At 42.5% G+C, this 25978-nt stretch carries 25 protein-coding genes; 14 read left to right on the forward strand and 11 right to left on the reverse strand.

What is annotated here, in order from left to right; all coding sequences use genetic code 11:
* Positions 1 to 260: 260 nt before the first annotated feature.
* Positions 261 to 1031 (forward strand): alpha/beta fold hydrolase, encoded by a 771-nt coding sequence (locus AC1XUD_RS04630; RefSeq protein ID WP_483359794.1) that lies wholly within the window; start codon positions 261 to 263, stop codon positions 1029 to 1031.
* 62 nt (positions 1032 to 1093) lie between these two features.
* Here the strand turns inward: AC1XUD_RS04630 and AC1XUD_RS04635 are convergent, their stop codons facing one another.
* Entirely contained in the window at positions 1094 to 1513 is a 420-nt protein-coding gene (locus AC1XUD_RS04635; protein WP_483359795.1) for a hypothetical protein, read from the reverse strand.
* An 86-nt stretch (positions 1514 to 1599) separates the two neighbouring features.
* Between AC1XUD_RS04635 and AC1XUD_RS04640 the strand changes: the two genes are divergently transcribed.
* From AC1XUD_RS04640 to AC1XUD_RS04660, 5 genes are all read left to right on the forward strand, one after another.
* The gene (locus tag AC1XUD_RS04640; protein ID WP_483359796.1) at positions 1600 to 2316 is read left to right on the forward strand and encodes an SAM-dependent methyltransferase; all 717 of its coding nucleotides are present in this window, start codon (positions 1600 to 1602) and stop codon (positions 2314 to 2316) included.
* A gap of 78 nt (positions 2317 to 2394) precedes the next feature.
* Positions 2395 to 3105: a hypothetical protein gene (locus AC1XUD_RS04645; RefSeq protein WP_483359797.1), complete on the forward strand. Its 711-nt coding sequence runs from the start codon at positions 2395 to 2397 to the stop codon at positions 3103 to 3105.
* 134 nt (positions 3106 to 3239) lie between these two features.
* Positions 3240 to 3878, forward strand: a complete 639-nt coding sequence (locus AC1XUD_RS04650; protein WP_483359798.1) for an MBL fold metallo-hydrolase — start codon at positions 3240 to 3242, stop codon at positions 3876 to 3878.
* A gap of 7 nt (positions 3879 to 3885) precedes the next feature.
* Entirely contained in the window at positions 3886 to 4602 is a 717-nt protein-coding gene (gene pssA / locus AC1XUD_RS04655; RefSeq protein WP_483359799.1) for a CDP-diacylglycerol--serine O-phosphatidyltransferase, read from the forward strand.
* A gap of 226 nt (positions 4603 to 4828) precedes the next feature.
* Entirely contained in the window at positions 4829 to 5830 is a 1002-nt protein-coding gene (locus tag AC1XUD_RS04660; RefSeq protein WP_483359800.1) for a 3-oxoacyl-ACP synthase III family protein, read from the forward strand.
* 85 nt (positions 5831 to 5915) lie between these two features.
* Here AC1XUD_RS04660 and AC1XUD_RS04665 read toward each other — a convergent pair whose 3' ends face one another.
* Positions 5916 to 6275 carry a CoA-binding protein gene (locus AC1XUD_RS04665; RefSeq protein WP_483359801.1) on the reverse strand — a complete coding sequence of 120 codons (360 nt, stop codon included), beginning with the start codon at positions 6273 to 6275 and terminating at the stop codon, positions 5916 to 5918.
* Positions 6276 to 6399: 124 nt separating this feature from the next.
* On the opposite strand from AC1XUD_RS04665, the gene AC1XUD_RS04670 reads away from it, so the two are divergent.
* Complete coding sequence (locus tag AC1XUD_RS04670; protein ID WP_483359802.1) at positions 6400 to 6972, forward strand: HNH endonuclease; 573 nt, start codon at positions 6400 to 6402, stop codon at positions 6970 to 6972.
* 9 nt (positions 6973 to 6981) lie between these two features.
* Here the strand turns inward: AC1XUD_RS04670 and AC1XUD_RS04675 are convergent, their stop codons facing one another.
* Positions 6982 to 7281, reverse strand: coding sequence for a HesB/IscA family protein (locus AC1XUD_RS04675; RefSeq protein WP_483359803.1), 300 nt, complete (start codon positions 7279 to 7281; stop codon positions 6982 to 6984).
* Between the two features lie 184 nt (positions 7282 to 7465).
* Between AC1XUD_RS04675 and AC1XUD_RS04680 the strand changes: the two genes are divergently transcribed.
* Complete coding sequence (locus tag AC1XUD_RS04680; protein WP_483359804.1) at positions 7466 to 7987, forward strand: DUF7935 family protein; 522 nt, start codon at positions 7466 to 7468, stop codon at positions 7985 to 7987.
* 90 nt (positions 7988 to 8077) lie between these two features.
* Positions 8078 to 10486 (forward strand): endonuclease MutS2, encoded by a 2409-nt coding sequence (locus AC1XUD_RS04685; RefSeq protein WP_483359805.1) that lies wholly within the window; start codon positions 8078 to 8080, stop codon positions 10484 to 10486.
* Positions 10487 to 10542: 56 nt separating this feature from the next.
* Here AC1XUD_RS04685 and AC1XUD_RS04690 read toward each other — a convergent pair whose 3' ends face one another.
* Both AC1XUD_RS04690 and dacB read right to left on the reverse strand, forming a co-directional pair.
* Positions 10543 to 10995: a GNAT family N-acetyltransferase gene (locus AC1XUD_RS04690; RefSeq protein WP_483359806.1), complete on the reverse strand. Its 453-nt coding sequence runs from the start codon at positions 10993 to 10995 to the stop codon at positions 10543 to 10545.
* A gap of 119 nt (positions 10996 to 11114) precedes the next feature.
* Positions 11115 to 12578: a D-alanyl-D-alanine carboxypeptidase/D-alanyl-D-alanine endopeptidase gene (gene dacB / locus AC1XUD_RS04695; RefSeq protein ID WP_483359807.1), complete on the reverse strand. Its 1464-nt coding sequence runs from the start codon at positions 12576 to 12578 to the stop codon at positions 11115 to 11117.
* Between the two features lie 290 nt (positions 12579 to 12868).
* Between dacB and AC1XUD_RS04700 the strand changes: the two genes are divergently transcribed.
* The 5 genes from AC1XUD_RS04700 (at position 12869) to AC1XUD_RS04720 (ending at position 18315) form a co-directional block, all read left to right on the forward strand.
* Positions 12869 to 14293, forward strand: a complete 1425-nt coding sequence (locus tag AC1XUD_RS04700) for an MBL fold metallo-hydrolase RNA specificity domain-containing protein (RefSeq protein ID WP_483359808.1) — start codon at positions 12869 to 12871, stop codon at positions 14291 to 14293.
* 32 nt (positions 14294 to 14325) lie between these two features.
* On the forward strand, positions 14326 to 15282 hold the full coding sequence (locus tag AC1XUD_RS04705) for an acetyl-CoA carboxylase carboxyltransferase subunit alpha (RefSeq protein ID WP_483359809.1): 957 nt from the start codon (positions 14326 to 14328) through the stop codon (positions 15280 to 15282).
* Positions 15283 to 15345: 63 nt separating this feature from the next.
* Positions 15346 to 15981 carry an HAD family hydrolase gene (locus AC1XUD_RS04710; RefSeq protein WP_483359810.1) on the forward strand — a complete coding sequence of 212 codons (636 nt, stop codon included), beginning with the start codon at positions 15346 to 15348 and terminating at the stop codon, positions 15979 to 15981.
* Complete coding sequence (locus AC1XUD_RS04715; RefSeq protein ID WP_483359811.1) at positions 15971 to 17170, forward strand: site-2 protease family protein; 1200 nt, start codon at positions 15971 to 15973, stop codon at positions 17168 to 17170. Before AC1XUD_RS04710 ends, AC1XUD_RS04715 begins: the two co-directional genes overlap by 11 nt.
* 119 nt (positions 17171 to 17289) lie before the next feature.
* Positions 17290 to 18315, forward strand: coding sequence for a phosphotriesterase family protein (locus AC1XUD_RS04720; protein ID WP_483359812.1), 1026 nt, complete (start codon positions 17290 to 17292; stop codon positions 18313 to 18315).
* 55 nt (positions 18316 to 18370) lie between these two features.
* On the opposite strand, the gene AC1XUD_RS04725 is transcribed toward AC1XUD_RS04720, so the two are convergent.
* The 6 genes from AC1XUD_RS04725 to AC1XUD_RS04750 all read right to left on the reverse strand — a co-directional run bounded on the left by AC1XUD_RS04725 (position 18371) and on the right by AC1XUD_RS04750 (position 25964).
* Positions 18371 to 19666, reverse strand: a complete 1296-nt coding sequence (locus tag AC1XUD_RS04725; RefSeq protein ID WP_483359813.1) for a sensor histidine kinase — start codon at positions 19664 to 19666, stop codon at positions 18371 to 18373.
* A gap of 51 nt (positions 19667 to 19717) precedes the next feature.
* Positions 19718 to 21082 (reverse strand): sigma-54-dependent transcriptional regulator, encoded by a 1365-nt coding sequence (locus AC1XUD_RS04730; RefSeq protein ID WP_483359814.1) that lies wholly within the window; start codon positions 21080 to 21082, stop codon positions 19718 to 19720.
* 27 nt (positions 21083 to 21109) lie between these two features.
* Complete coding sequence (locus AC1XUD_RS04735; RefSeq protein ID WP_483359815.1) at positions 21110 to 22282, reverse strand: ABC transporter permease; 1173 nt, start codon at positions 22280 to 22282, stop codon at positions 21110 to 21112.
* A gap of 32 nt (positions 22283 to 22314) precedes the next feature.
* Positions 22315 to 23559 (reverse strand): ABC transporter permease, encoded by a 1245-nt coding sequence (locus tag AC1XUD_RS04740; protein ID WP_483359816.1) that lies wholly within the window; start codon positions 23557 to 23559, stop codon positions 22315 to 22317.
* Positions 23560 to 23669: 110 nt separating this feature from the next.
* On the reverse strand, positions 23670 to 24332 hold the full coding sequence (locus AC1XUD_RS04745; RefSeq protein WP_483359817.1) for an ABC transporter ATP-binding protein: 663 nt from the start codon (positions 24330 to 24332) through the stop codon (positions 23670 to 23672).
* 219 nt (positions 24333 to 24551) lie between these two features.
* The gene (locus AC1XUD_RS04750; protein ID WP_483359818.1) at positions 24552 to 25964 is read right to left on the reverse strand and encodes a TolC family protein; all 1413 of its coding nucleotides are present in this window, start codon (positions 25962 to 25964) and stop codon (positions 24552 to 24554) included.
* Positions 25965 to 25978 lie beyond the last annotated feature (14 nt).

Below are 25978 nucleotides of genomic sequence, written 5' to 3' on the forward strand. Positions count from 1 at the left end.
CGTAAGTGCCTGATTTATTGTAATAATACAGATTTATGTATTAATAATAACACATTTGGCTATGTTATTTTTTTGTTAAGACAACTATACGGTATTTCGTGATTTTCACTCAAAAGCGGAACTACTTTGCAATCATTATAATTAATCTTAATGATGTTTATTTAAAATGATGACGATCTTTGCATTTCGTTAAATGGAATGAATTTTTGCCGGTCACCTCGTAACCAGTGAACACTCGAGGCGAAAAAAATAAAAAATATATGCGTCTTAACTTTAAAAAGATTGGCGAACAGGGCCAACCTCTCATTATCCTTCACGGTGTTTTCGGACTGCTGGACAATTGGCTGACTGTAAGCAAAGCAATATCCGAGGCTGGCTATCAATTATATCTCGTTGATCAGCGAAATCATGGCCGTTCGCCGCACGAGTCGCCTATGGATTATCCTTCATTTGCGGCAGACCTCGCCGAGTTTATCGAACAGGAAAATATAAAATCTCCGGTTTTGATCGGGCATTCGATGGGTGGAAAGACGGTTATGGAATATGCTGTCAATCATCAGGGAACTTATGACAAACTGGTTATTGTCGATATCGGACCAAAACAATATCCCATTCATCACCGGAAAATCCTGGAGGGTCTGAATGCAATTGATCTTTCGACCGTGAATACGCGGCAGGATGCTGACGATCAGCTGAGCCCATATGAGCCAATTCTCAGCGTGAGACAATTTCTCTTGAAAAACCTTTACCGAGAAGAAGACGGATCTTTTGCGTGGCGATTCAACTTGCCTGTGCTAACCAGTGACATGTCAAAAATAGGTGCGGAGATCAAAACCGATGAGCCGGTACAGGTTCCGACATTATTTATCAGGGGAGCAAAATCAAACTACATACTGGACGAGGACTGGGAAGACATTTTGAAGCTATTCCCTTCGGCGCAGTTAGCTACGATTGAAAACTCCGGTCATTGGGTTCAGGCAGAACAGCCGAAAGAATTTGTTTCAGTGCTTTTGAAATTTTTGAGTGAGTAAAAAACGGAGTCTGGCTAAGAAAAACCAGACTCTGTTTTTTTTGTTTTGCCGCAAGCATTTTCTTAAAGTCGCCGGTATTTCCCGTTCGCCAAAACACAACCAGATATAATCAACTCATTGGAAGACAGTTGCATTTCCCAGACCGGGCATCCTGCGCAATAAATCGTAGTGCATTTTGGATTTGCTTCAACATTCTTGTTGACGTCCACCAAAGTCGAATTTATGATATAACTGGTTGGACGGCAGCAAGCGGGAAGGTTATCCTGATCAACTAATACCCCGTCGCCGCGAAATTTTATGACAACCTGAAGGGAATCAGGGAGGTTGGTCCATTGAGGCGTATTGGTTACCCCTGAATAAGTTTCAAACTTTTTCCACGAACCCTCCAGCGTTTCGACCGGTGCCGAAAGACTGTCCGCACTTTGGTCTTTGCATCCAAATATCATCAGCAGGAGGAGTGAAACAGATATTAATAATCTCATAGCATTACCTTTGTTTCCTGTTTGGACAAAGAATACCGGCAAATGGTTGTAATTGTTAAAATATTTTAATTTCTGAATACAGTACCATGGAAGCTCTCAAACCGACTATATATCTCATTCCGACAATTCTGGCAGAAGAAACTCAAAGCGAAGTTATCCCGCAATCAATCAGTAGATTACTTCATGATCTGGATATCCTATTCGTGGAAAATGTTCGGACCGCGCGTCGTTTCATCAGTAGCTTGAAAATCGGAAAGGTCATTGACGAAATCACTTTTATTGAGTTGACAAAGGATACGCCGGAAGAGAAAACACGCGAAGCATTAAAATCACTAAAGAGAAATGCAGGTATACTGTCAGAAGCAGGCTGCCCGGGCGTGGCGGATCCTGGTGCGGTAGCTGTTCGTTTTGCACACGAACTTGGTTATCAGGTAGTTCCGCAAGTGGGGCCGTCGTCCATATTGTTGGCACTGATGGGTTCGGGAATGAGCGGGCAATCTTTTGCTTTTCATGGATATCTGCCTATTGATAAAAATGATCGAAGAAAATCGATTCAAAGTCTGGAACGCGAATCGTCACAACGAACACAAACACAGATATTTATGGAAACACCTTTCCGGAATAATCAGCTTTTGGAGGCGATTCTGGAAGCCTGCGCCGGGCATACCAGACTTTGTATTGCTTCAAATCTGACGGCTCCGGATGAACTGCTTAAAACCAAAACCGTGGCTGAGTGGAAAAAAAGCAAACCGGATTTGCACAAAAAACCAACTATCTTTTTGATTGCTCAGTTCAATAATTAAATACTTCCCGAATCAGCACGTTATTTGCAGGTAAAGTTCAGAAATCCGGACCTCCGGTTTTAAAAAATTAAGTGAGCTATGAATAAATGGAATATTTCAGTTTTGATTTTGGCAGTTATAACAATTTTCTCTTGTCAGGATGGAGAAAAAATGGTCGCAACAACAACTGTTGACTCGAAATTTGAAACAGGGATAGAAGGTTGGGCTGCCGTATTTTCTGAATATAGCACTGAAACAGATACTGCGTCTCTTCAAATGAGATTTGCCTGGGCCAAATTGCGGGCACCACTGGATACTACCACCTCTGGTTTGCGCATACAAAGCAACAATCATAGTGACGATATGTTTATGTTCGTCAAAAAAAAGATCAGTGGGTTTAGTGCTGGCAAACAATATAGTGTGGTTTTCGATATTGACCTTGCAAGCCAATATGCGGAAAATAGTGTGGGCGCTGGAGGTTCGCCGGGGAGTTCGGTATATATCAAAGCAGGCGCCACAGCTGCAGAGCCACTCGATGTTATTGAAAACGATTTTCACACTTTTAATTTGGATAAAGGAAGTCAGTCGGAAGGTGGAAAAGACATGATCGTGTTAGGAAATGTTGCCAACGGACAGGATAGGAATGTATATACGATCGTGAAGCGGGGAAATGCAGACAAGCCCATCACTGCAACTGCCAACGATAAAGGCGAAATTTGGCTATGCGTTGGAACCGACTCGGGCTATGAAGGTCTTTCCATTTTCTATTATGACAGGATTGTCGTCAGGATTTCGGAGAGTATTGATTGAAGCTTTTAGCAGTTAGCTATAAGTTTAATAAGTCTCCGAAATTCGGCCAAACTAAGAGCTAACCACTAAAAGCTAACAGCTCATACTCCGCTTTTTTCGTAAATTTGCCCACTTCACATTCGACTATTTCTCAAATGCTTCATATACAGAGTTTCACATTTAATCCTTTTTCTGAAAATACTTACGTATTATATGATGGCACCGGTGAGGCTGTGATTGTCGACCCAGGCTGTTATACCAAAACCGAGTTCGAGGAGCTTTATTCATTTATTGAGGAACGAGGGTTGAAACCTAAAATGATTATTAATACACACGCTCATATCGACCACGTTCTGGGTGTTGCTGCGGTGAAACGCAAATACAATATTCCATTTTATTTGCATCAATTGGACGAGCCTTTGCTTCGCGCCGTAAAAACCTATGCTTCAAATTACGGATTTGCTGCTTTCGATGAGCCTGAGATTGATGGATATATTGTTGAAAATAAAGATATTAAATTAGGAGACAGCACATTGAAAGTGTTATTTGTCCCCGGTCATGCCCCAGGTCATGTTGCGTTCGTAAATGAAGAAAGCCGCATAGTTATCGGTGGTGACGTACTATTCAGACAAAGTGTTGGACGAACTGATTTGCCTGGTGGAAATATGAACATACTATTAAACAGCATCCGTACGCAGCTTTTCACCCTTCCCGACGATTATAAGGTATATGCCGGTCACATGGAGCCAACGACTATTGGCTTCGAAAAGAAACACAATCCATTTTTGAAATAACATTCATATGATCCGAAAAAATATACCCAATATCCTCACACTCTGCAATTTACTGTGTGGCTGTGTCGCCATCGTGGAGGCTTTTCATAACAATATCCTTTTGTCAAGTGCACTCATGGCAATTGCGTTAATATTCGATTTCTTTGATGGATTCGCAGCCCGATTATTGCGTGTCTCATCTCCCATCGGAAGGGATCTGGATTCCCTGGCGGATATGGTGACTTTCGGAGTTCTGCCTGCCATTATCGTTTATCAGCTTTTGATGCAAAGTATCCCGGATCTATTTGGCATATGGAAGGCATATCCTGCTTTTTTAATCGCACTTTTTTCAGCAATTCGCCTCGCCAAGTTTAATAATGATCCTCGTCAAAGCGACTCATTTATAGGAGTTCCAACGCCAGCTAATGGGATTTTTATTGCTTCCCTCCCATTTATGGTTCATTTTGGCGACGAGCAGATCAAATCAATCATCGTAAATACCAACAATTTGCTAATTCTAACCGTAGTGATGTCCTTGCTACTGGTGTCTGAAATCCCTTTGGTAGCTCTGAAGTTCAAATCTTTTGGATGGGCTCATAATGAAGCACGGTATATTCTCATCATGTTGTCCATCGTGCTTCTGGCTGTATTTAACATCTTTGCGGTACCCTTAATTCTGGTACTTTACATTCTGATTTCATTAGTCGTGAATACCTTGGCTAAAAAATCGGCCAAAGAAGGGTAACTGACTATAATCGACTATATATCAATACATTACCTAAACAGGTAAATCGTTGGTATTTAATCGGCATTGAAAATTTACATTTATTACATCTTTTTTTTAAGTTTATCTTACAAAATACAGGTTACTTCGGATAACGCTGTCTTAAATATAGTTCTGATGTGACTAACCTCTCCGCCAGAATATCAAACTTGAAATACCGTTCACCCACTTATCTGAAACATTTAATATGACCTTTTCTCGTATTGCCGGCCTCGGATATTACGTCCCCGACAACATCATTACCAATCAGGATTTGACTCAATGGATGGAGACATCGGACGAATGGATCCAGGAAAGGACGGGAATTAAAGAACGAAGATACTTCGAATACGGAAAAGACACCAATTACAGCATGGCTACCGAAGCGTCGAAGATCGCATTGGAAAGAGCCGGTTTAACCCCAGCAGAAGTTGATGTCATCATTTATGCAACCATTACACCTGATTACTTTTTCCCTGGTTCCGCATTCCTCATGCAAAGGGAATTGGGCATGGACGGCAAACCTGTGATTGATATTCGCCAGCAATGTTCTGGATTTGTATATGCACTGTCCATCGCCGACCAGTTTATTAAAACAGGTATGTACAAGTCTGCACTTGTCGTTGGCTCCGAGATTCAATCTTCGTGGATTGACAAAAGTACACAGGGCAGAAATACGGCCGTGATTTTTGGAGACGGTGCCGGTGCTGCTGTCTTGGTTGCGTCGGAAGATCCAGACCATCAAATCCTCTCCACACATTTACATGCGGATGGACGGTATGCGGAAGAGTTATATGTAAAAGATCCCGGAAGTAGCAGAATCGACAGACCGGTTACCAAAGAAATGATCGAAGAAGGCGGTTTTAACGTACATATGAATGGGAACACAGTCTTCAAGCATGCGATCGTGAGATTTGGGGAGGTGATCAATGAAGCACTTGCGGCCAATAATCTGAAATCGTCGGACGTAAATTTGCTGGTTCCCCATCAGGCCAATATAAGAATCAGTGAGTATGTAAGAAATCAGATGGGTTTAGCAGAAAGCCAGGTTATGAACAATATTGAGAAGTTCGGGAACACAACTGCCGCGTCCATTCCAATCGCTCTTTCAGAAGCCTGGGAACAAGGTAAAATAAAAGACGGCGATTTGATCTGCCTTGCGGCTTTTGGCAGCGGTTTCACCTGGGCATCCGCGCTGATTAAATGGTAAAATGGATACATCCAATTTGAGGAATTGTACACCCACGTTGTGATGAAATCATTAAATTTACCCCATTTTTTCGATGAGCAAAGGATTAATATTGACCGGTTGCAAGCATTACCAAAGTACAGGCTTCGACTGGTACGATATTTTTATTGACTAAAATAACCTTAAATTCCTGATTTTCTGTACCAGGGTTGAAGATTACACGTTTTGGATTTAGAGAGATAATAAAATCATAATATTCCTTTTGATTTGCTGGATTTAGATAGAGTGTGATGGTGTCAACATCCTGCCATTCAATCCTTTCGGTATAAATCTCCTCTCCAAAAATTGATCCTTTTTTTCGACCAAGTAAGACAACCGGATGGTGATATGCGATGAGTCGCTGAGTAGCAAGGTAGGAGTATCGGGCCGGATTGGATGAGGCTCCCAAAACCAAGGTTTTTTTCATAAGTATTGAATTAAAATGTCATTTTTCCAAGTTATTAGTATTGAACACGATCTGGTATATAAATTGTTCAGGGAGGAATGGTAACCCAAAAGTATATCGTTAAAAATTGCAAATCGAATAAAAAATGAGTGAGTCAACAGCAGCACGCAGTTTCTGGAATGAGAAATGGGCTAAAATCATATTCGACGAAATCGAAAACCCGCCACATTACGAAGTGTCTAACTATGGTAGACTGAAAAGTTTTCAGAACAATCCCAAAGACGGAGCCATTATCAAAGGTTCTGTGATACAGGGTTATCGATCACTGAACATAAGGGTTACCGGTGGTAAAACAATAAACAGATATGTTCATAAGCTCGTAGCCGAGCATTTTGTTGAGAGAGCTACCCCTGAAAACAGCTTTGTTATTCACGTGGATTTTGAAAAACAAAACAACTACTACGAGAACCTGAAGTGGGTTACTAAAACTGAGATGATAGATCACAATCGTGAAAATCCAGCTTTTATCAACCGCGTGATACCTCGAAGAACAAAGAACTATAAGCTGACGGAGAGCAAGGTCAAGATCATAAAGAAATTATTGAAAAATGACAATAATCGTCTGAAAATGATTGCGAAACAATTTGGTATAACCCATACGCAGCTCAACAGGATACGGTCAGGAGAAAACTGGAAGCATGTAACCATAGACGACTAGAATGATAAACTAGTCTTTCTTATCGGCTACACAAACCGTATAACCGCTGCCGTTCGAACCCTCTTCATAATCCACCGACACGCCGATGACGTACATAAGGTGTCGCTTATCGATGTACACCTTTACGCCATCCACCAGGTAGGTATTATCGGACTCGGTTTTAGTATCAAAACCTAAGAGGAAAGTTCCGCTGCAGGCACCGCCTTTGAGGCCAACTCGAAGCCCATATATCTCAGGTATCTTATTATCGGTAAGTGTGGAGATAATCTCATCTTTTGCTCGTTGGGTAATACTGATAGGGTTCTCCATGCTCACGCTGTAAAATGCTGTTCGCCGTTTGATGTCGGGCAAATTGATTAATTTAGTCCACACATTGTTCAAATCTGTGGTTAAGGCAACAATAATTAGAGGCTAACGATTCCCCAATTTCCTCTGAATTGTAATTCATGATGGTAATGTTCTAATTTTGTGCCCTACAAAATTCGTAAAATTCATGGATCAATTCATTGTCCCTTTTTTAAATGTCTGTCTTGGTGGAGTAGTTATGTATGGATTATACGTGATTACCGATAACCTGGCGACCAAAATTCTGTTCAAACAAAAACAGGACCTTAAAGGGAAATACTCCGATGTTACGCTTCCGTTACGCCTTCAGGCATATGAGCGGATGTGTCTGTATCTGGAAAGAATCACACCGAGCAATCTTTTACTCCGACTGGCTCCAACTGCCATTAATGCACTGGATTTTCAGCAAATACTTTTGAGCGAGATTCGTGAAGAGTATAATCACAACATTGCGCAACAAATGTATATTAGTCCATTTGCATGGGAACAGATTACCAACGCGATGAACGAGGTGGTTGCGGTCATCAATCAAGCCGCTTCCGAGGTATCTCAGGAAGATCCTGCAAGCAATCTTGCCAAAAAGATTTTCGCGCGTGTGATAGAAAAAGAAACCCAACCAACGGCCTTTGCGTTAAAAACGTTGAAAGAAGAAATCGGCGGCTTGTTTTAAGCTTGCATTTGCCTGTTTCCAAATATAAAAAACAATATTAATTCTGTATATCTGATATACGTCGCAGGCTTCGAGCCGGAATAATACCAAATGCTGTACCCCCAGACTTTAGAACAAAAATTAGGATTTGACAAGCTCCGTGAATGGTTACGAGAGGCTTGTATCAGTACGTTAGGACAATATTACGTTGACAAAATCAGGTTTTCCGACAACTTCGGTATGGTGGAAAAACTGGTAAGTCAGACTGCTGAAATGAAGGCTATCCTCGAGACCGGAGAGAATTTTCCGTCTCAAAATTATATTGATGTAACCGCGTTTCTCAAAAGGGCCTCCATCGAAGGTATGCTGCTTACCCAGTCTGAATTTTCAGATATTAAGTCGTCGCTTGAAACCATCAAACTTTGTCTACGCTTTTTCGAAAGCCAGGAGCCGGAAGCATTTCCGTTGTTGGGTGAATATGCGAAAACCATTCGGGTAGAAAAGCAAATTACCGATGCCATTGACAGGATTATTGATAGCAGGGGGCAAATTCGCGATTCTGCATCACCAGAGTTAGCGCGCATCAGGAAGCAATTAATAACTGAGCAAGCGGGAATCCGTAAAAAGCTGGACAGTATTCTCCGTTCAGCTAAATCAAGTGGATGGATCAGCGATGACGTGTCGTTAACAATCAGAAACGGTCGTGCAGTAATTCCAATTGCTGCAGAATATAAACGAAGGCTCAAAGGTTTTATACACGATGAATCGGCAACCGGACAAACTGTATTTATTGAGCCAACGGAGGTGCTCGAATCCAATAATGAGATCCGGGAATTGGAATATGAAGAGCGCAGAGAAATTAACCGGATTCTGTTGCAACTTACCTCCCAGCTTCGTCCATTTGTACCAGATCTTCAAAAAGCATATCACTTTTTGGGACTGCTCGATTTCTTGCGAGCCAAGGCAAAGTTGGCGTTGGAAATGCAGGCGATCAGCCCTGTTTTTTTAAACAGGCAATTTATCGATTGGCGAGAGGCCAGGCATCCGATCCTGCATGTTTCGTTTCAAAAAGCAGGAAAGAAAGTTGTTCCGTTGACGATTGAAGTAAACGAAAAAGACCGGATATTGATCGTTTCCGGACCGAATGCCGGGGGAAAATCGGTTGCACTAAAAACAGTCGGTCTCATCCAATACATGTTTCAGTGCGGACTTTTGGTGCCGATGCGTGAAGATTCTTCGATGGGATTTTTCCAAAACATATTTATTGACATTGGCGACGAGCAATCGCTTGAAAATGATCTGAGTACCTATAGTTCGCATTTAACGAATATGCGGCATTTTCTAACACTTGCCAATAAGCGAACACTGTTTTTGATTGATGAATTCGGAACTGGAACCGAGCCAGGACTTGGTGGAGCAATAGCAGAAGCCATACTGGAAGACCTGACAAAATCGGGAGCATATGGAATGATCAACACACATTATACAAACCTGAAGGTCTTGGCGGACAAGACTCCGGGGCTGATTAACGCGGCAATGCGGTTTGATGGTGAGCATTTAGAACCTCTATATCAACTGGAAATCGGGCGACCGGGAAGCTCATTTGCCTTTGAAATTGCCTCTAAAATTGGGTTGCCAAAAGGCGTTATCAATAGGGCGAAAGAAAAGTTGGGAACGCAGCAAGTCAATTTTGAAAAACTGTTGAAAGAACTCGATATTGAAAGAAGAGTGTTCTCGGAAAAAAATATTGAACTAGGTATTAAAGAAAGAAAGCTTTCCAAAGAACTATCTGACTATACCAAGCTCAAAACCAGTCTTGAAACGAACGAAAAGAAAATTGTTAACGAGGCTAAACAAAAGGCTAAAACCCTTCTTGCTGACGCTAATCAGCTGATTGAAAACACAATCAGAGAGATAAAGGAAAATAAGGCCGAGAAGGAGAAGACCAAAACCGTAAGGACCAAGCTGGAAAAATATACGAAAACTGAACTAGTACCGGAAGAATTACCCGAAGAGGCCATTCAGGAAGAGATATATGAGCCAGAGCAAGGGGAAATTGTGCCGGGTAATTATGTTCGTATCATCGGCCAATCGACCATCGGCGAGGTCCTTTCGATTAAAGGCAAAGATATTGAGGTTCGGATCGGTGATCTGAAATCCAATATTAAACTCAATCGGCTCGAAAAGGTATCCAGCAGAACCTACAAGGCAGCCACCGGCGAAAAGACCGTAAAAATGACCTCAAAGGGAGTTGACCTGAATGAACGAATGCTGAATTTCAGCTTCAACCTGGATATCCGGGGCAAACGTGGTGAAGAGGCTTTGGGCGTGGTGGATCAGTTTATGGACAACGCCATTATGCTTGGATATGACGAACTTCGCGTTGTTCACGGAAAAGGTGACGGTATTCTGAGGACGCTTATCAGAAATCATTTGAAAGGATATTCCCAGGTGGCGTCGATGGTGGACGAACATGCCGATCGTGGTGGAGCGGGAGTTACGATTGTGAAGCTGAGGTAGCTGCTAGCTGTTAGCTGTTAGCTGTTAGCTGTTAGCTGTTAAAAAAAGGCTGAATATCAATTATTTACTGCCAATTTTTTGACAACTTTCGAGTTTGATTCGAGTTTCTTCTCTATTTTGAAGTACGGAATATCTCCTTTGTAGAAGACTTCCGAAAATTTTTGGAAGTCGAATTTTTCGTAGAATTTTAACGCATCTGCACGGGCGTCGCACCATATTCTTAGATATCCTTGCTCCGAAGCGTATTGAATAACATACTGCATCATTTGAGAACCATATCCCCGATTTTGAAACGATGGATCAGTTGCGAATTTTCGGAATCTTAAACCTGACTCGTCTTCGAACAGGGAGATGACGCAGATTGCTTTTTCTCTTTCCAATATCGCCAGATGAACGGCCGAATCGTCTTCGGCAACTTTTACATATTCAAACGGCATATCCGGCCAAAGGACCTGATGCCGGAGTGGTAATACTTTACTTGTTTCAACTTTCTTTATTTCTATTTGCATTTTCTTTTAGTTAAACGCAGTGTTAAGGGAGTGGCGCGACCAAGGTTTTGAACGGAGTTACGCAGTGATCATATTGTTTTGGAGAATCGAAAGCTTGTTGCCGATTGCCGAAGTCACAATTATAAATTCCCCAGCAATACCATTAACCTCCCCAAGTCATCAGCCACGAGCCGTTGGCTGCCGGGTTGGTATTTATGAGCAATGATTGAGAAACATATTAACTCTCCTGATTTGGAAGTAACATATCCGGCAAAGGCCCTTGTTCCTTCAATTGAGCCACTTTTTACATGCATGTTAGCAGACATTCTAATCCCCTTGCCCAAATTTCGAACCGTTCCGTTTTGACCTATAACTGCAATACTCTGATAAAAATCGGCAAACGATTTTTCCTTATTTTCAAATCGGAGAATCTCTGTCATATTCAGCGGCGATACTGAGCCTGACGGAGATAACCCGCTCCCGTCTTTGATCATAAAACCCCTTAAATCAGCACCTTTGGAGGACCAATAGCTGGTCAGCATTTTAACAGCGTTATCATAATCCGAAGACCCGCCTAACTTTTTTCCAACCAATTTAAAAAACGCGTCCGCATATAAGTTGATACTCCAGTAATTTGTCTCGCGGCAGAGGTCTTTTAGCGGTGGAGATTTATATTCATCTACCAAAACCGAAGCCGGTAAAACGAAATCTTTCAAGTTCACCTCCTTTTCTACAATCTGAATTCCTGTCTCTTTCAATGCTTTTCCTAACGCATATGCTACATATTTACCCGGTTCCGTAATTGATCCTTTCACCCCAAAAGATGCTGACCCGGCTGGTATCGTGCCAGTCAGCAAAACATTCGAACCCAACGGGTCTGCATAGAAAACGGTCTGATCGCCGGATCCCCGCTCCCCTGCCGTTACCCGGTTTTGAAATGATAAATATGGCATTTCAGGATCAGTGCCGACCAACGTCGTCTCGTCCCCCACTTTTGGTCCGGCCTTAAACCGCATGGTGTACATGTTTTCATTAAAATTCAATCCCCACGGACCGGCACCATAATAGTTACCAATATCTCCCCAAATCCATGTATTGGCAAAAGCTTCTTTATCAAAGTACCAGGTATCGCTGAGTACTTCGCCTTTTATATATCTGATGCCCAACTTTTTAACCGCTGCGACCCATCTGCTCATCATTTCGGTTTTAGAAGGATAACCCTTAAAACGGCCCGAAGCGAGGGACGGGTCGCCCGTTCCCCGAACATATATATTACCAATTAAAGTATCACCCGATATGCGTCCTCTATATTCGAGGAAAGTCGAGTACTGATACTCTCCGCCCATTACGTTCAGAACAGTTGCAGTACTCACGAGCTTCAGAATAGACGCTGATGGCAACGAGCGTTCCTGATTTAGTGAAAAAATATTCTGGCCATTTTTAACAGATCGGACACTTATCCCCAAAGTTCCATGACGAAAAAGTTCGCTATTCTGAATTTCGACTGCCGCATCCGAAAAATTGACCAGTGCAAGAGAATCGATCGTCTGAGCCGTTGCATGGTTGATAAGAAAGCAGAAGAATAATACATTTTGAAATTTCATCACGGGTTGTATACTGGTTTTCGATAAATAGGAGTTCTTTCATGAGCAAACTAATAACTTATCCCTCATACTCCATTTCTTTTTTGATACTTTTGTTTTTAAATTAATCGGCCGTTGGCGAACTAAAAAAGGCATTTTCAGGCAAGTACCCTCTCAAAATTGACTCGTCTACCGCTTTATTTTTTTCTCAACTGATTGATTTTAAAGCAATTTGAAGATCTGGTAATGATATTGATTTTCCTGTTTAAAAAGGGAAATCATAATATAGCTGTTCATCCCAAATATAAAATATGAAATTAACATTTTGGGGAGCCGCACAACAAGTAACCGGTAGTATGTTCCTTTTGGAATCTGATGACTACCGAGTTTTAATTGACTGCGGTTCCGATTTTGATCTCGACGATATTCAGAAAAAGGAACTTTACGATCAACAAAAAAGTGTTTTCCCTTTCGACGCCAGCATGATTAATACCGTCTTGCTGACCCATGCCCACATTGACCATTCAGGCAATATTCCCAATCTTTATAAAGAGGGGTTTGAAGGCCGTGTCGTCTGTACGGAGCCTACCCTGGCGTTAACAGCGCTTTTATTGAAAGATGCCGCAAATCTGCATCAAAAAAGGTTGAACGCGCGCACCAGTGCTTCCGGCAAAAAGAGGAGCAAAAAGGCGCGCGAAGTGCCAAAAGACTATTTTCTTGAAAAGAATGTAAACGAGGCACTTGAAAACTTTGTGCCCGTATTGTTCGGACAACGATATCGAATTGCTGATCACATCGCTATTACTTTCTATGCTGCCGGACATTTGTTGGGTGCTGCTCATGTGGTAGTGGAAGTTTTTGAGAATGGGGAAAAAAAACGGATCGCTTTTTCAGGTGATATCGGGCGTTCTAATTACCCTTTGTTGACTGATCCTCAGGAAATTCCACAAGTCGATTATCTCGTTTGTGAAAGTACTTATGGGAATCGGCTGCATGAAGATCAGGGTAGCCCTGAAGATGCGCTTGCTGACGTTATCAAACGTACCTGCATTGATATCCCGGGCAGATTGCTGATCCCTTCTTTTTCAGTGGGGCGGACGCAGGCGTTACTTTATACGCTTAACAAGATATACCTAAATCATTCGTTTCCCGCTCTTAAAGTATTCTCGGACAGCCCATTAGCATATAGCAGCACGAAGGTATACCAGCGATTCACAAAACTGCTGAACAAAGAGGCACGGAATTTTAAAGACGAAAACGATTTCCTGTTCGACTTCGATAATCTGATTTATCTGGAAAATGCGGACGCGAGTCGAGCCGTATCCAATTATAATGAGCCCTGCATAATCATCTCGTCATCGGGTATGGTTCAGGGTGGCAGGATCGAACATCATATTGCCGCAAATATCGAGAATCCGTATGCGACAATTCTGATGATAGGATATGCGTCAGAAGGTACACTCGGATGGCGCTTGTTAAACGGCCAGGAGTCCATTTCTGTAAGGGGCAAACAATTGCAGGTCTTGGCAAATGTTGAAAAAATTGACGTATTTAGCGGCCACGGAGATCAGAACGATTTGATTAAATTTGTCAAAATGCAAGAACCGGAGAAGCTGAAACGTATATTCCTGGTGCATGGCGAACAGCAGAGCATGGCTGATTTCCAGACGATTATAGAAAAAACAGGTAATTACAACGTAGAAATACCGAGACGCGGCCAGGTTTATGACCTATAGCGGAACTCCATCAAAAAATAAGAACCTACTAAATGAGAACATATCTGGACTTCGAGAAACCAATGGCTGAGCTTGAAAAAAAGCTCGAGGAAATGAAATTGCTGGCAAAGGAAAATAATGTTGATGTTTCGGACGCAATCGATCTTCTGGAAAACAACATCACCGAGCTAAGCAAAGAAATTTTCGCGAACCTGACACGCTGGCAACGCGTTCAATTGTCCAGACACCCGGACAGACCATATACACTGGATTATATTCAGTTGATATGCGATGAATTTATTGAACTTCATGGCGACCGTCAGGTACGCGATGATCCGGCTATTATTGGCGGTCTTGCGAATGTCGGTGGCCATTCTTTTATGTTGATAGGTCAACAGAAAGGGCGAAATACGAAGCAAAGACAACATCGCAACTTCGGTATGCCAAATCCGGAAGGATATCGTAAGGCATTACGCCTGATGAAATTGGCAGAGAAATTTAACAAACCGATTGTGACACTGATAGATACTCCGGGTGCTTTTCCGGGCATGGAAGCAGAAGAACGCGGACAGGGAGAAGCAATTGCCAGAAATCTGAAGGAGATGTTTATGCTCAAAGTGCCTGTGATATGTATTGTTATCGGTGAAGGAGCATCGGGTGGCGCGCTGGGAATTGCAATCGGAGACAGAGTTTTGATGTTGGAAAACACTTGGTATTCAGTAATTTCTCCGGAAAACTGCTCTGCAATTCTTTGGAGGAGCTGGGATTACAAGGAGCAGGCAGCCGAAGCAATGAAGATCACAGCCCGCGATATGACCCAAAACAAGTTGATCGATGGCGTCATAGCAGAGCCACTTGGCGGCGCACACCTGGATCATGCCTGGATGGCTGAAGAGCTTAAAAGAGTGATTATTGAAAATATACAAGAACTTTCCAAGATCAAACCGGAAAAGCGAATTAGTCAGCGTATTGACAAATTCTGTGCAATGGGAATGGTGGTGGAACAATAATATACTATTCAATTTTAACAAGCCGAAAGTACGTCAATAGCGCTTTTGAGTTTTCACTCACTGATGAAGAATAATCAAATTAAGAATATAATTTTTGATCTGGGAGACGTAATTCTCAATATTGACGTGCCTCTGGCCTCCCAGTCGTTCGCTGAATTAAGCGGTTTATCTCAATCCGAAATTCTGCAGATTTTCAGAGAGCAGGACGTTTTCCGAAAATTTGAAACCGGCCATTTGTCGGAAACAGATTTCCGTGATTTCGTCAGGACAATACTGAATCAGGCTGCGTGGGAAGATGCCGTGATCGACCAAGCATGGAACAGTCTTCTGCTGGACATACCATCTGAAAGAATCGAATTGCTAAAAAAACTGGCCGGAAATTATCGTCTCTTTTTGTTAAGCAACACGAGCTCAATCCATGTTACGGAGGTAAACAAGATACTTTTCAAAGCGACCGGCGTTGAAAAACTGGACGATCTGTTCGAAAAAGTATATGTTTCTTACGAAATGGGGTTGATGAAACCTTCGGCAGAGATTTATCAACAAGTACTTTTGGAAGCAGGCCTACTTGCCGAAGAAACGCTATTTCTTGACGACAATCTCGATAATATCACTGGTGCTTCGGCAGTCGGAATCCAGACAATCCACGTTCAAAAGCCCACCACAATCCTGGATTATTTAAAAGACTATGCAGTCTAACACGCGCACCCACGTAATTCAGGCATTATTATTCGTTGCCACGCTCATCACAACGACTATGGCGGGTGCCGAATGGATGTTCGGAAATATCTTTTCATTCATCTACGATATTTTCCTTTTTTTTGTAGCAGAAGCCAAAAAGCCGGAAGTGATTACGGCGTCTAAAAAGGCCCTTGGCTGGAAAGAATTTTTACAGGGCTTTCAATTTTCGATTCCATTTTTACTAATACTAACCGTTCATGAGTTTGGACACTATTTTGTGGCCAAATATCATAAGGTGAAGGTTTCCCTACCTTATTACATTCCGTTTTGGTTTGGTATATCACAGAGTATTGGAACCATGGGCGCGTTTATCCGTATTCAAACTGTTGTCAAGTCACGCCTCAAGTTTTTTGATATTGGAGTCGCCGGGCCGTTGGCAGGATTTGTGATGGCATTAATCGTGTTATTTTATGGTTTTACACACCTTCCGCCTCCAGAATTTATCTATACGATCCATCCCGAATATGCGCGCTTCGGTCTGAGTTATCCGCAATTTGTATATGAAAATACCGCCGAAAAGTTGATTTTGGGCGACAATATGCTTTTCTGGTTTTTCAAAAACTTCGTGGCCGATCCAGCCCGTCTACCACATGCATATGAGATCATCCATTATCCCATCATTTTTGCCGGTTATCTTGCTTTGTTCTTCACATCTCTTAATTTGATCCCGATCGGACAGTTGGATGGCGGGCATATTCTCTACGGATTGATTGGAAAAGAACATTTTAACGTCGTTGCACCTGTCCTCTTCACAATTTTCGCATTTTACGGCGGTCTGGGCCTTTTCCGTCCTGAATCGTTTGCAACCGGAAGCAATGAGATGTTCTACGAACAATTGATGTATTTGTTTTTTTATGTATACTTCCTGTATATATGTTTCAAGAGAATGAGCGACAGCACTGCAACGGCCCTAATGATTTCACTTATCGTAGTAGTTGCACAATTCGCAGTAACATTTTTGAGACCAGATTGGGAAGGGTATTCAGGTTTTTTGCCGTTCATTTTCATTCTTGGCAGATTTCTGGGCGTGAAACATCCGGAAACTGAGGATAATGCACCCCTGGGAAAAGGAAGGGTAATCATCGGTATCATATCGATCATAATTTTCATTATTTCGTTTAGTCCGAAGCCTTTGATCGTGTTGTAATGCAGGATTTCAATCAGTTTAAATTTCGCTTCGGGTATTATTAGTGTTTTCCTTCATCACATTCTGGCAAAAGATGACAGGCACTGAGTATATATTGGCAAAATCAAAACTCGATATCGATGAGCTCAATGAAATCCTCCTTTGCAAACCGGCGTGACTTTCTGAAAACTATTGCAGTAGTTCCTTTTCTTTTTGATTTCAAAATTGCCGAAAAGAAATATATACAAACCGTCCATTCTAAAATCAGCAAGGAGCAGCTAGGAATGTCGTTGATTCACGAACATATCCTGGTCGACTTCATTGGGGCAGATAAGATATCATTTGATCGTTGGAAACACGACGAGGTTATAAAAAAGGTCTTGGCTTATCTGGCTGAGATCAAAGAGAGAGGTATAAAGAGTCTTTTTGACTGCACTCCAGCTTATATCGGCAGAGATGTCTTACTACTCCAAAAACTAGCCAAATTGTCTGGCATTCAGATCATTACTACCACAGGCCTGTATGGGGCCTCGGATAATAAATACCTCCCTTCTTTTGCCTTTCAGGAAACAGCACAACAATTGGCGAACCGATGGATCGCCGAATTTAGGAACGGAATTGATGGGACGGACATTAAACCCGGTTTTATCAAAACTGGTGTCAATCCGGGAGCACTTTCAGAGCTACACCAAAAACTGGTTCTAGCCGCTGCTATAACGCATTTGGCCACCGGCCTAACCATCTGTTCGCATACTGGTCCTGCTGAACCTGCGCTGCAACAGCTTGATATCCTCCAAAAGGCAGGAGTTTCGTCGTCTGCGTTTGTATGGGTACATGCGCGAGGAAGCGATGAAGAACTGATCAAACTGGCAAAGCGAGGTTGCTGGATCAGTTTTGATGGGGTAAATTCAGAAAACATCCAACAGCATGTTAAGTTGATCAACCTCTTAAAATCAGAGGGGTATCTCAGGCAGATTTTATTGTCGCATGATGCAGGCTGGTATAGCCCGGGCGCCCCTGACGGTGGAGAATTCCGTGGGTATACAACCATATCCGATCAGCTGATTCCTAAACTCAAATCGTCCGGAATTACTGAAAAAGAGGTAGATCAATTGATGGTAAAAAATCCGGCAAATGCTTTCGAAATTAAAATTCGACGGAAGTAGGAGTTTGTCAGGTCTGGTCAGTCATTGCGAACAAAAATTCAGGTAAAGGGACCTTCTATATCGAAAACCCAATCCAAAAATCAGTCCACCCTGATTCGTTGGTTTTTAAGGAAAAATCAAATCCGTGATTGACCAGTATGTCTCTTGCCAACGTGAGACCTATCCCCTGTCCGTCGGGTTTATTGCTGAAAAACGGGCTAAAAAGTTTTGAGCTGACATCGGCCGGGATTCCTTTTCCATTGTTGCTGATGATGAGATCTTTAGTGGTAAGCGTAATTGTTACCCTGCCATTTTCGTCACACGCTTCGATCGCATTTTTAATGACATTCACCAAGACCTGCTCCATCTGCACCCTGTCCATATCAAACTTAACGTCCTGATTATTAGTCAAGTTCTCAATTGAAACACCTTTATTGGCCGCCAAAGCTTCCATAAAAACCGACACATCGCGAACTAGTTCGTTTACATCGGTTTTGATAAGCGTTGGATTGGGTAATCTGACAACATCAGCGAAATTCCTCATGAATTTCGTCAGCCTCATATTCCGGTCAGACGATATACTAAGTGCTTCCCGAATATCTTGCATATTCTCATCCACCAGGCAACTAATTGTTGTCTGCAAAATGGAGTCAGTAGCGCCAAGGGTATTGTTGACTTCGTGAGCCATCATGCGGATCACATTTCCATATGCTGTTTTTTCATTAGCTAATAACTCAGCGGTAAGCTCCTCAATTATCAAGAACGAGCGTCTAAAGCCCATACTCATGAAATGAGAACGAATGACACGATAAGTGGCGATCCCGTTGGTCTTAACGATTTTGGATTCACCGTCGGTCACACCCACTAATTGCTGCAAAATAGGATCATCAACATCAATCAGCGAATGGCCTATTAGTTTGTGGGACTCATTCATCAGCAATTGATCCGCCTTTTCATTCATTGAGGAAATCTTATCGTCGAAATCCAAAACGATAATAGCTATCGGCGTTGCCATGATCAATTTTTCAAGAAAGAAATGCTGTTCCGTCAGCCGCGTCCGTTCCTCTCTGAGCTGATCGATCATGAGATTGTAAACCTCTATCAGAGTATCTACTTCGCCCTTTCCGGTTGGTACAAATTTGATCGTAAAATCTTTTTCCTTAATCGCTTCAATTCCTGACCTAACAAACTCAATCGGTTGCATGAAATCATTCAGAAGTTGCCAGGAAATAATGATGGAAATTAGCATCAGAACCTCAATACCAATGAATAAAATCTTATTATCAAACAGCAATTTGAATACCAGAAAAATCAGTACTGCATGCAGCACGACCATATACGCGATGTACTTTTTTCTGGTTGAAATTATCATAGTCAGGTTCTTAGCCCGAGATGGGGCCTAATTCAATTTCGTGGTAACGTATCAGCTCTCTGAGTCGTAACTTATTCCGTATTTCTCTAGTCTCCGATACAGTGAAAACCTCGTAATACCCAGTGAATGAGCTACTTTTGAGATTTTGTTATGATGATAGTCCATTGCTTTCCGGATCATCGCGAACTCCATTTCTTCCAGTGTTAAACTTCCAACCTCTGGCAGCCCACTGTTACCCGGCGTAGAATTGAAAGATATTTGTTTCTGAAAATCTTCTGTTCTCAGTATCTCGCCTTCGGTGAGCAAAACAGTTCTTTCGACAATATTTTTAAGCTGACGGATATTACCCTGGAGGTAAAGCCCTTTCAACCACTTCAAGGCATCCTTATCGATTTTAAGTTCTGGTCGGTTATAGAGGACTTTTAGGTTATCTGCGAAGAACCCGGCCAGTAACGGTATGTCCCCCGGTCTTTCTCTAAGCGAAGGCAACTTAATGGTAATGAGATTGATACGATAGTACAAATCTTCCCGAAAAGTCCCGTCAGCCACCATATCTTCCAGATTTCGATTTGTGGCGCATATCACGCGAACGTCAACTCTTCGACTTTTACTACTGCCCAATGGTTCAAAAGTCCGCTCCTGCAATACCCTCAACAACTTCACCTGGCTTGCCAGATCGAGTTCTCCTATTTCATCAAGAAAAATAGTTCCGCCATCGGCCAGCTCAAATCTGCCGGGTCTGTCAGTTTTCGCATCCGTATATGCTCCTTTTATATGGCCAAATAACTCGCTTTCAAAAAGTGTCGAGGATATACCGCCAAGATTCACCTTCACAAAAGGTCGTCCGCTTCTCTTACTGTTCTGGTGGATAGCCTCCGCAACCAGCTCCTTCCCTGTGCCACTTTCGCCGGTCACCAGCACAGACGCATCGGTTGGTGATACCCTCCTTACTGTTCCTAATATCTCCAGCAATTTCGGGTCGTTGCCAATGATATTTGGAAACTTCGCGTTTGGCACGAATTCCGTCGTCTCGTTAATATTGGAAGCATTTTGCAAATTCAATATCGTCCTTACCGACTGCATCAAATAATCGTTCTGCCATGGCTTCGTTATAAAATCGCGGGCGCCGGCTTTCATCCCTTCCACCGCCAAATCAATAGTTCCCCACCCTGTTATCAATATAACAGGAACAGTTGCATTCCGATTTCGTATTTGTTTAAGCAATGCAATCCCTTCTTCACCGGAGGTATCCATAGTAAAATTCAGATCCAGTAATATCAGTTCTGGAGGACCATCTTTTAACATTCTCAAAGTATCCTGTGGCGACGCGGCTCCTTGCACCTGAAAGCCCTCCCTTTTAAGAAGGAGAGCCAGGGAGGTTCGGATTGCCAGGTCGTCGTCAACGATTAAAACCATGATACCGGAAATAGTTTTGAAACAATGCTATTCTTCATGTAAAGCAGTAGCCGGATGTATCCCCGCAACCTGTTTGCTTGGGTACCACGCGCAAAGAAAAACAAGAAAATAAATTAAGATTACCGCCGCCAGAATCGCAAGAACGTATATTCGACTTTCTATTCCAAATACATTCAACAGCGGAAATTGAACCGCAAACAATAATCCAAGGATCAGACTGAAAGTGGCGATCACTCCCATTTCTCCCAAAAATTGATAAGTAATCGCAGATTGAGTCGAACCAATTGCACGTCGCAGACCAATTTCACCTTTTCTTGTTCCCACATTTAAATTCAGGATACCGAAAAGTCCCAGTGACACATTGCTAATCAGAAAACCACTTACAATCAAGAATATAATGATTGGAATCATGACCAGATTATGCTGGTTTTTTCTTGTTTCCGAGAGGTGCTGAACCTCTACGCTCCAGCCGACCAGCATGGAATTGATATCCTTTACCATTTTGCCCTCGAAAGCTGCGGAAATGTCGGGTTTAACTCGTACAAGCAATGTATTGTCCCAATTATTGTCATTTTTAATCAACTCGAAAACTGCGGGTTCGTCTTTCATAAACTCCGAGTCTTTCTTAAAATAACCGATAACTCCGATAATCTTCCATCTTGGCTCTCCCTTCGCATCGGCCCCCATCATTTTCCCGATGGGATTTTCATCACCAAATAGTACGTCCTGAGCCTTTTTATTAATCACCAGGGGTATATATTTTCCAACACTATCTGCATTGACATACCACCGCCCCGACAATAATGGCATTTTCAAGGTTTTGGCAAAATCCGCATCGGTTCGAAACATATTTGCTGATGTGGAAGCTTTTTTATATTCCACCGAATTGTTCATTGAGCTAAACGAAAAGGGCACATTTCCACTCATTCTCGTCACTCCCGCAACTTCTCTATAATCCTTTATTCGTTGAACAAGGCGAAGCGTTTTTTCCCGAAGGTCAGTTGTATCCTGGTTTTGATTCAGGTTGATCACCCAAACATTTTCATAGTCAAAACCAAGCGGCTGGATGTAGTTCTTAAGGTTATAGATAATCATGGTAGCCAATCCGAAAAGTACCATAAATGAAGCCCAAATCTCGACCATCAGCAGAGAATGCGACTTTTTCTTGTTCCATATTAATTTAAAAAGATGCCGGATCATAGTTATCAGCTGTTAGTTATTAGCTATTATTTTCAATTTTTCAAGGCGTCGACAATGTTTAATTTCGACATTCTCAAGGCTGGCAATACGCCCGAAACGAATCCAAAAACAAACACTATTCCTATGCTTACGAGAAACACAGTCAGGTTAATTTCCAGATCAGCATAGGCAATCCATCCGCTGATATTTATGAAATGGATCAGGATCAGGGTAAGCATCAATGCGATTGTACCTCCGATGAAGGTGATGAAGATGTTTTCCACAATGAACTGCCACAATAACTTGCTGATAGGTGCGCCAAAGGCCTTTCTAACGCCTATTTCCGAGCTTCTTTCCAATATCCGGCTTACATTGATATTCACCAGATTGATCGCTGGAAGACCAAGCAACATTAATATCACCGCCGTAACTACCGAATAAAGAACCGTCCGCATCTCTTTTTTTCTCATAAACTGTGTCAGCCAGGTGTCGGCATATGGTAAAAGCGGTAGTTCGAGTTTCGAAAACTTTTGCTGACCCATCATGATCGGCCTTGGGATCATATCGATTCGGTGTTTGAATTCTGCCTGAATAGCCGGAAAGTCGGATTTGTCTTTTGCTAATACAACAGCCACATACTCCCCGCCCCAGTCGCCGCGCTGGTAGTTGCTTTTCGGCGCAGTATATGGAAAATACACATCTGCATTACTATACAGCCTCGTCACCGGACTTCCTTTCACAACACCAATTACCTTATAATGAATACTTTCTATTTCTATATCCTCACCAACAACCGGTTCATCGACGCTATCAAAATATTCCTTTTTGAATTTGTCTGTGATAACCGCAACATGCTCGCTGTTGAGGATATTGGAATCGTTAAAAGGTTTACCTTCTAAAAAGTCAAATTGCATAATTTCCCAGAAAGCAGCATCCGTGAACTTCACATTTAGCTTGACCTTTTTGTTGCCTACATATGCATTAGAACTACCAAAAAAGGTACTCAGAGACACATTTTCCGGTGTTTTGAGGGATTTTGCATGTTTTATGGCAAAACTGAATGCCATCGGACTCGAGTTCATAGACTGCTGCATGCTGTCGGTCAATAGCATCATTGGCGCGAAAAGCATCCGATCCCGGTTCTGTTCCGGGTAGTGAGAGCCCAAAAGATGATCGGCAAAAGAAGTAATCAGCATGATCACCGTAAGTGTAAGGCTTATTCCAAATAAGGTGATAAAAGTATAAAACGGATGCCGCAGAAGGACTGTCCAGGCGATTTTCAAATAGTTAAAGAGCATCTTTTTTCCCTGTTAATGATGTTTCGGATAGATCGATTTTGAATGACTGAATAAGCGATTGAGTGAATAGTTAGTAGGCTCGAGCTAGGTTGCATTGTTGAAATATTCACTCAAAACACCTGCGTTCCGTCAAAAAGCCTGACCAACCTGTGCGTTCGTTTCGCCATCGCGTCGTCGTGAGTGACCATTACTATTGTCGTTCCGTCCTGGTTGAGTTTTTCGAGAATGTTCAGGATTTCGTTTCCCATTACGCTGTCAAGGTTTCCCGTGGGCTCATCGGCGAGGATAATTTCCGGTTTACCGACGATGGCTCTTGCAATTGCCACGCGCTGTTTTTGTCCTCCGGAAAGCTGTTTTGGAAAATGCTTCATACGGTTGCTAAGCCCAACTCTTTCGAGTGCCTCCTTCGCCAGTTCGCGTCGTTGGCTGGCGGTCGATGAACGGTATAGCAGGGGAATCTCAACATTGTCCATCACCGACAAGTCATTGATCAAATGAAAGCTCTGAAATATAAAACCCAGTTTATCATTCCGCATACGCGCCAATTCCTTGTCACGGTAGCTGACAATGGCGTTTCCATCTATCTCACAGGTACCCTTTGACGGAGCATCCAACAGCCCCATGATATTCAGCAGTGTACTTTTACCGCAGCCGGAAGGTCCCATAATTGAGATAAATTCGCCCTTTTTGACATCAAGGTTGATATTGTTGAGAGCAAGAGTTTCTACTGAACCCGCTCGGTATACCTTTTCTACATTTTTTAGTTTAATCATGGCATTCGATTTAATCAAGGTTGTATAAATGGGTTTTTATTGAATTGTAAAATGAGATTGCCACTAAGGCTCGAAGACACAAAAAATCTAATTATCCAATATTAAATTGCTGTTCTTTAATTCCTGTTCTGTGTATAGATCCAAAAGAACATTACTACGATTCAATCCTAAAAAAACCGCGTAACTTGGCGCCCAACTCCCATAACTCTGCGTTTAAACCTACTCAATAGCCGACATAGTTTCAAAATCATAGAGCGTGAGCAGCCGGATGTTATAATAGGATTGCCAATACCCTTTCAACGCGAGAATATAATCGCGGCGGGCTTCGTCTTTTTCTTTCATGGCGATCCCGAGGTCTGTCACACTTAAATTGCTCAATATGAATCGCTCTTGAGCAATTTGATACCTCGTCGCAGCGATTTCGTCTGCCTGCTGTGTTAATTTTACCTGTTTCTGAAGCATTTGCAAAAGTGTCACCTGCGTAAAAATCTCCTGTTCGAAAGTCAGCTTGTCTTGCTCAACGGACTGCTTTGCAAACTCCTGGTTCGCTATTGCCACTTCGGTTCTGGCTTTGTTTCGTCCCCAAGTCATAATCGGCAATACAAATTGCAGTTCGACAAACTCACGATCCTGCGGGTTTCGGTAGATATCACCCGGATGCAAGCCCTGGTTTGAAAGGCCAAACGAAGCATTTAACGATGCATTGAGTCCATTTTCCTTTTTGGCCAACTGTACATCGCGTTCGGCCTCTAGCTCCCTTCTTCGAAATCCAACGGCATCCGCACGATGAGTATATGCCTGATTAATTGCCAGTTGCGTATCAACTTCAAACTCTTTCAGGGTCATGGGTATACCCAATTCCAGCGCACGTTCGTCCCGGGTCGACAGAAACATTTTGAGACGTAGTGAGGCCACGGCTACACCTTGGTCTGCGCTTGCAAGATCTTTCTGCGCGGTGAGAAGTTGCATTTGTAACTGCAGCAAATCATTCGTCGAAATCTTACCTAGTTTTAATCGTTGCTGAGCTATCTTATATAGTGTGTCATTGTTACTCCTGTTCTTTTCTGCAATTTGCAAATTCACCTGAGCCACAAGCAGTTCGAAATAGTAATCGGTGGCAGAAAGTGCCACTTGCTCCAAAGACTGTTTAAACTGCTGATTTCCTTCCTGATACTTCAAAGGTTGAATTTTGCGATCCCACTTCATTTTATTGAACCGGAATAACGGCTGGGCGATTGTGAGCTGAAATGGAATGCCGTTATAACTGGTATTATCCTTAGCAAAATCATCGAACCGTTGAAGCTGTTTCTGAATATATATAACCCCTCCCGTCGCTGCAATACTCTGGCTCAGCGAAAGGTTAACGGAAGAATTATTATATGATACATTCTGAAAAGCAATCGATCCATCCGGCTGAACGACGTCTATATACGATCGGGTAAATCCCGGAACGATTCCATCCAGACTTAACTGTGGCTTAAAGTCAGCCAGATACGAATGGTACTGCCAATAATTCGTTTTCTTCTGAGTGGTAGCCTGCTTCACCGCGAGCGACTGCTCCTTGGCCATTTGCACAACCTCCGGCAAACTCAACTTCCAAGTCTGAGCAACCAAAGAATGCGACAGTATCATTAGTAATATGTAAA

Source organism: Dyadobacter sp. HNCC25DJ184 (assembly GCF_056895215.1).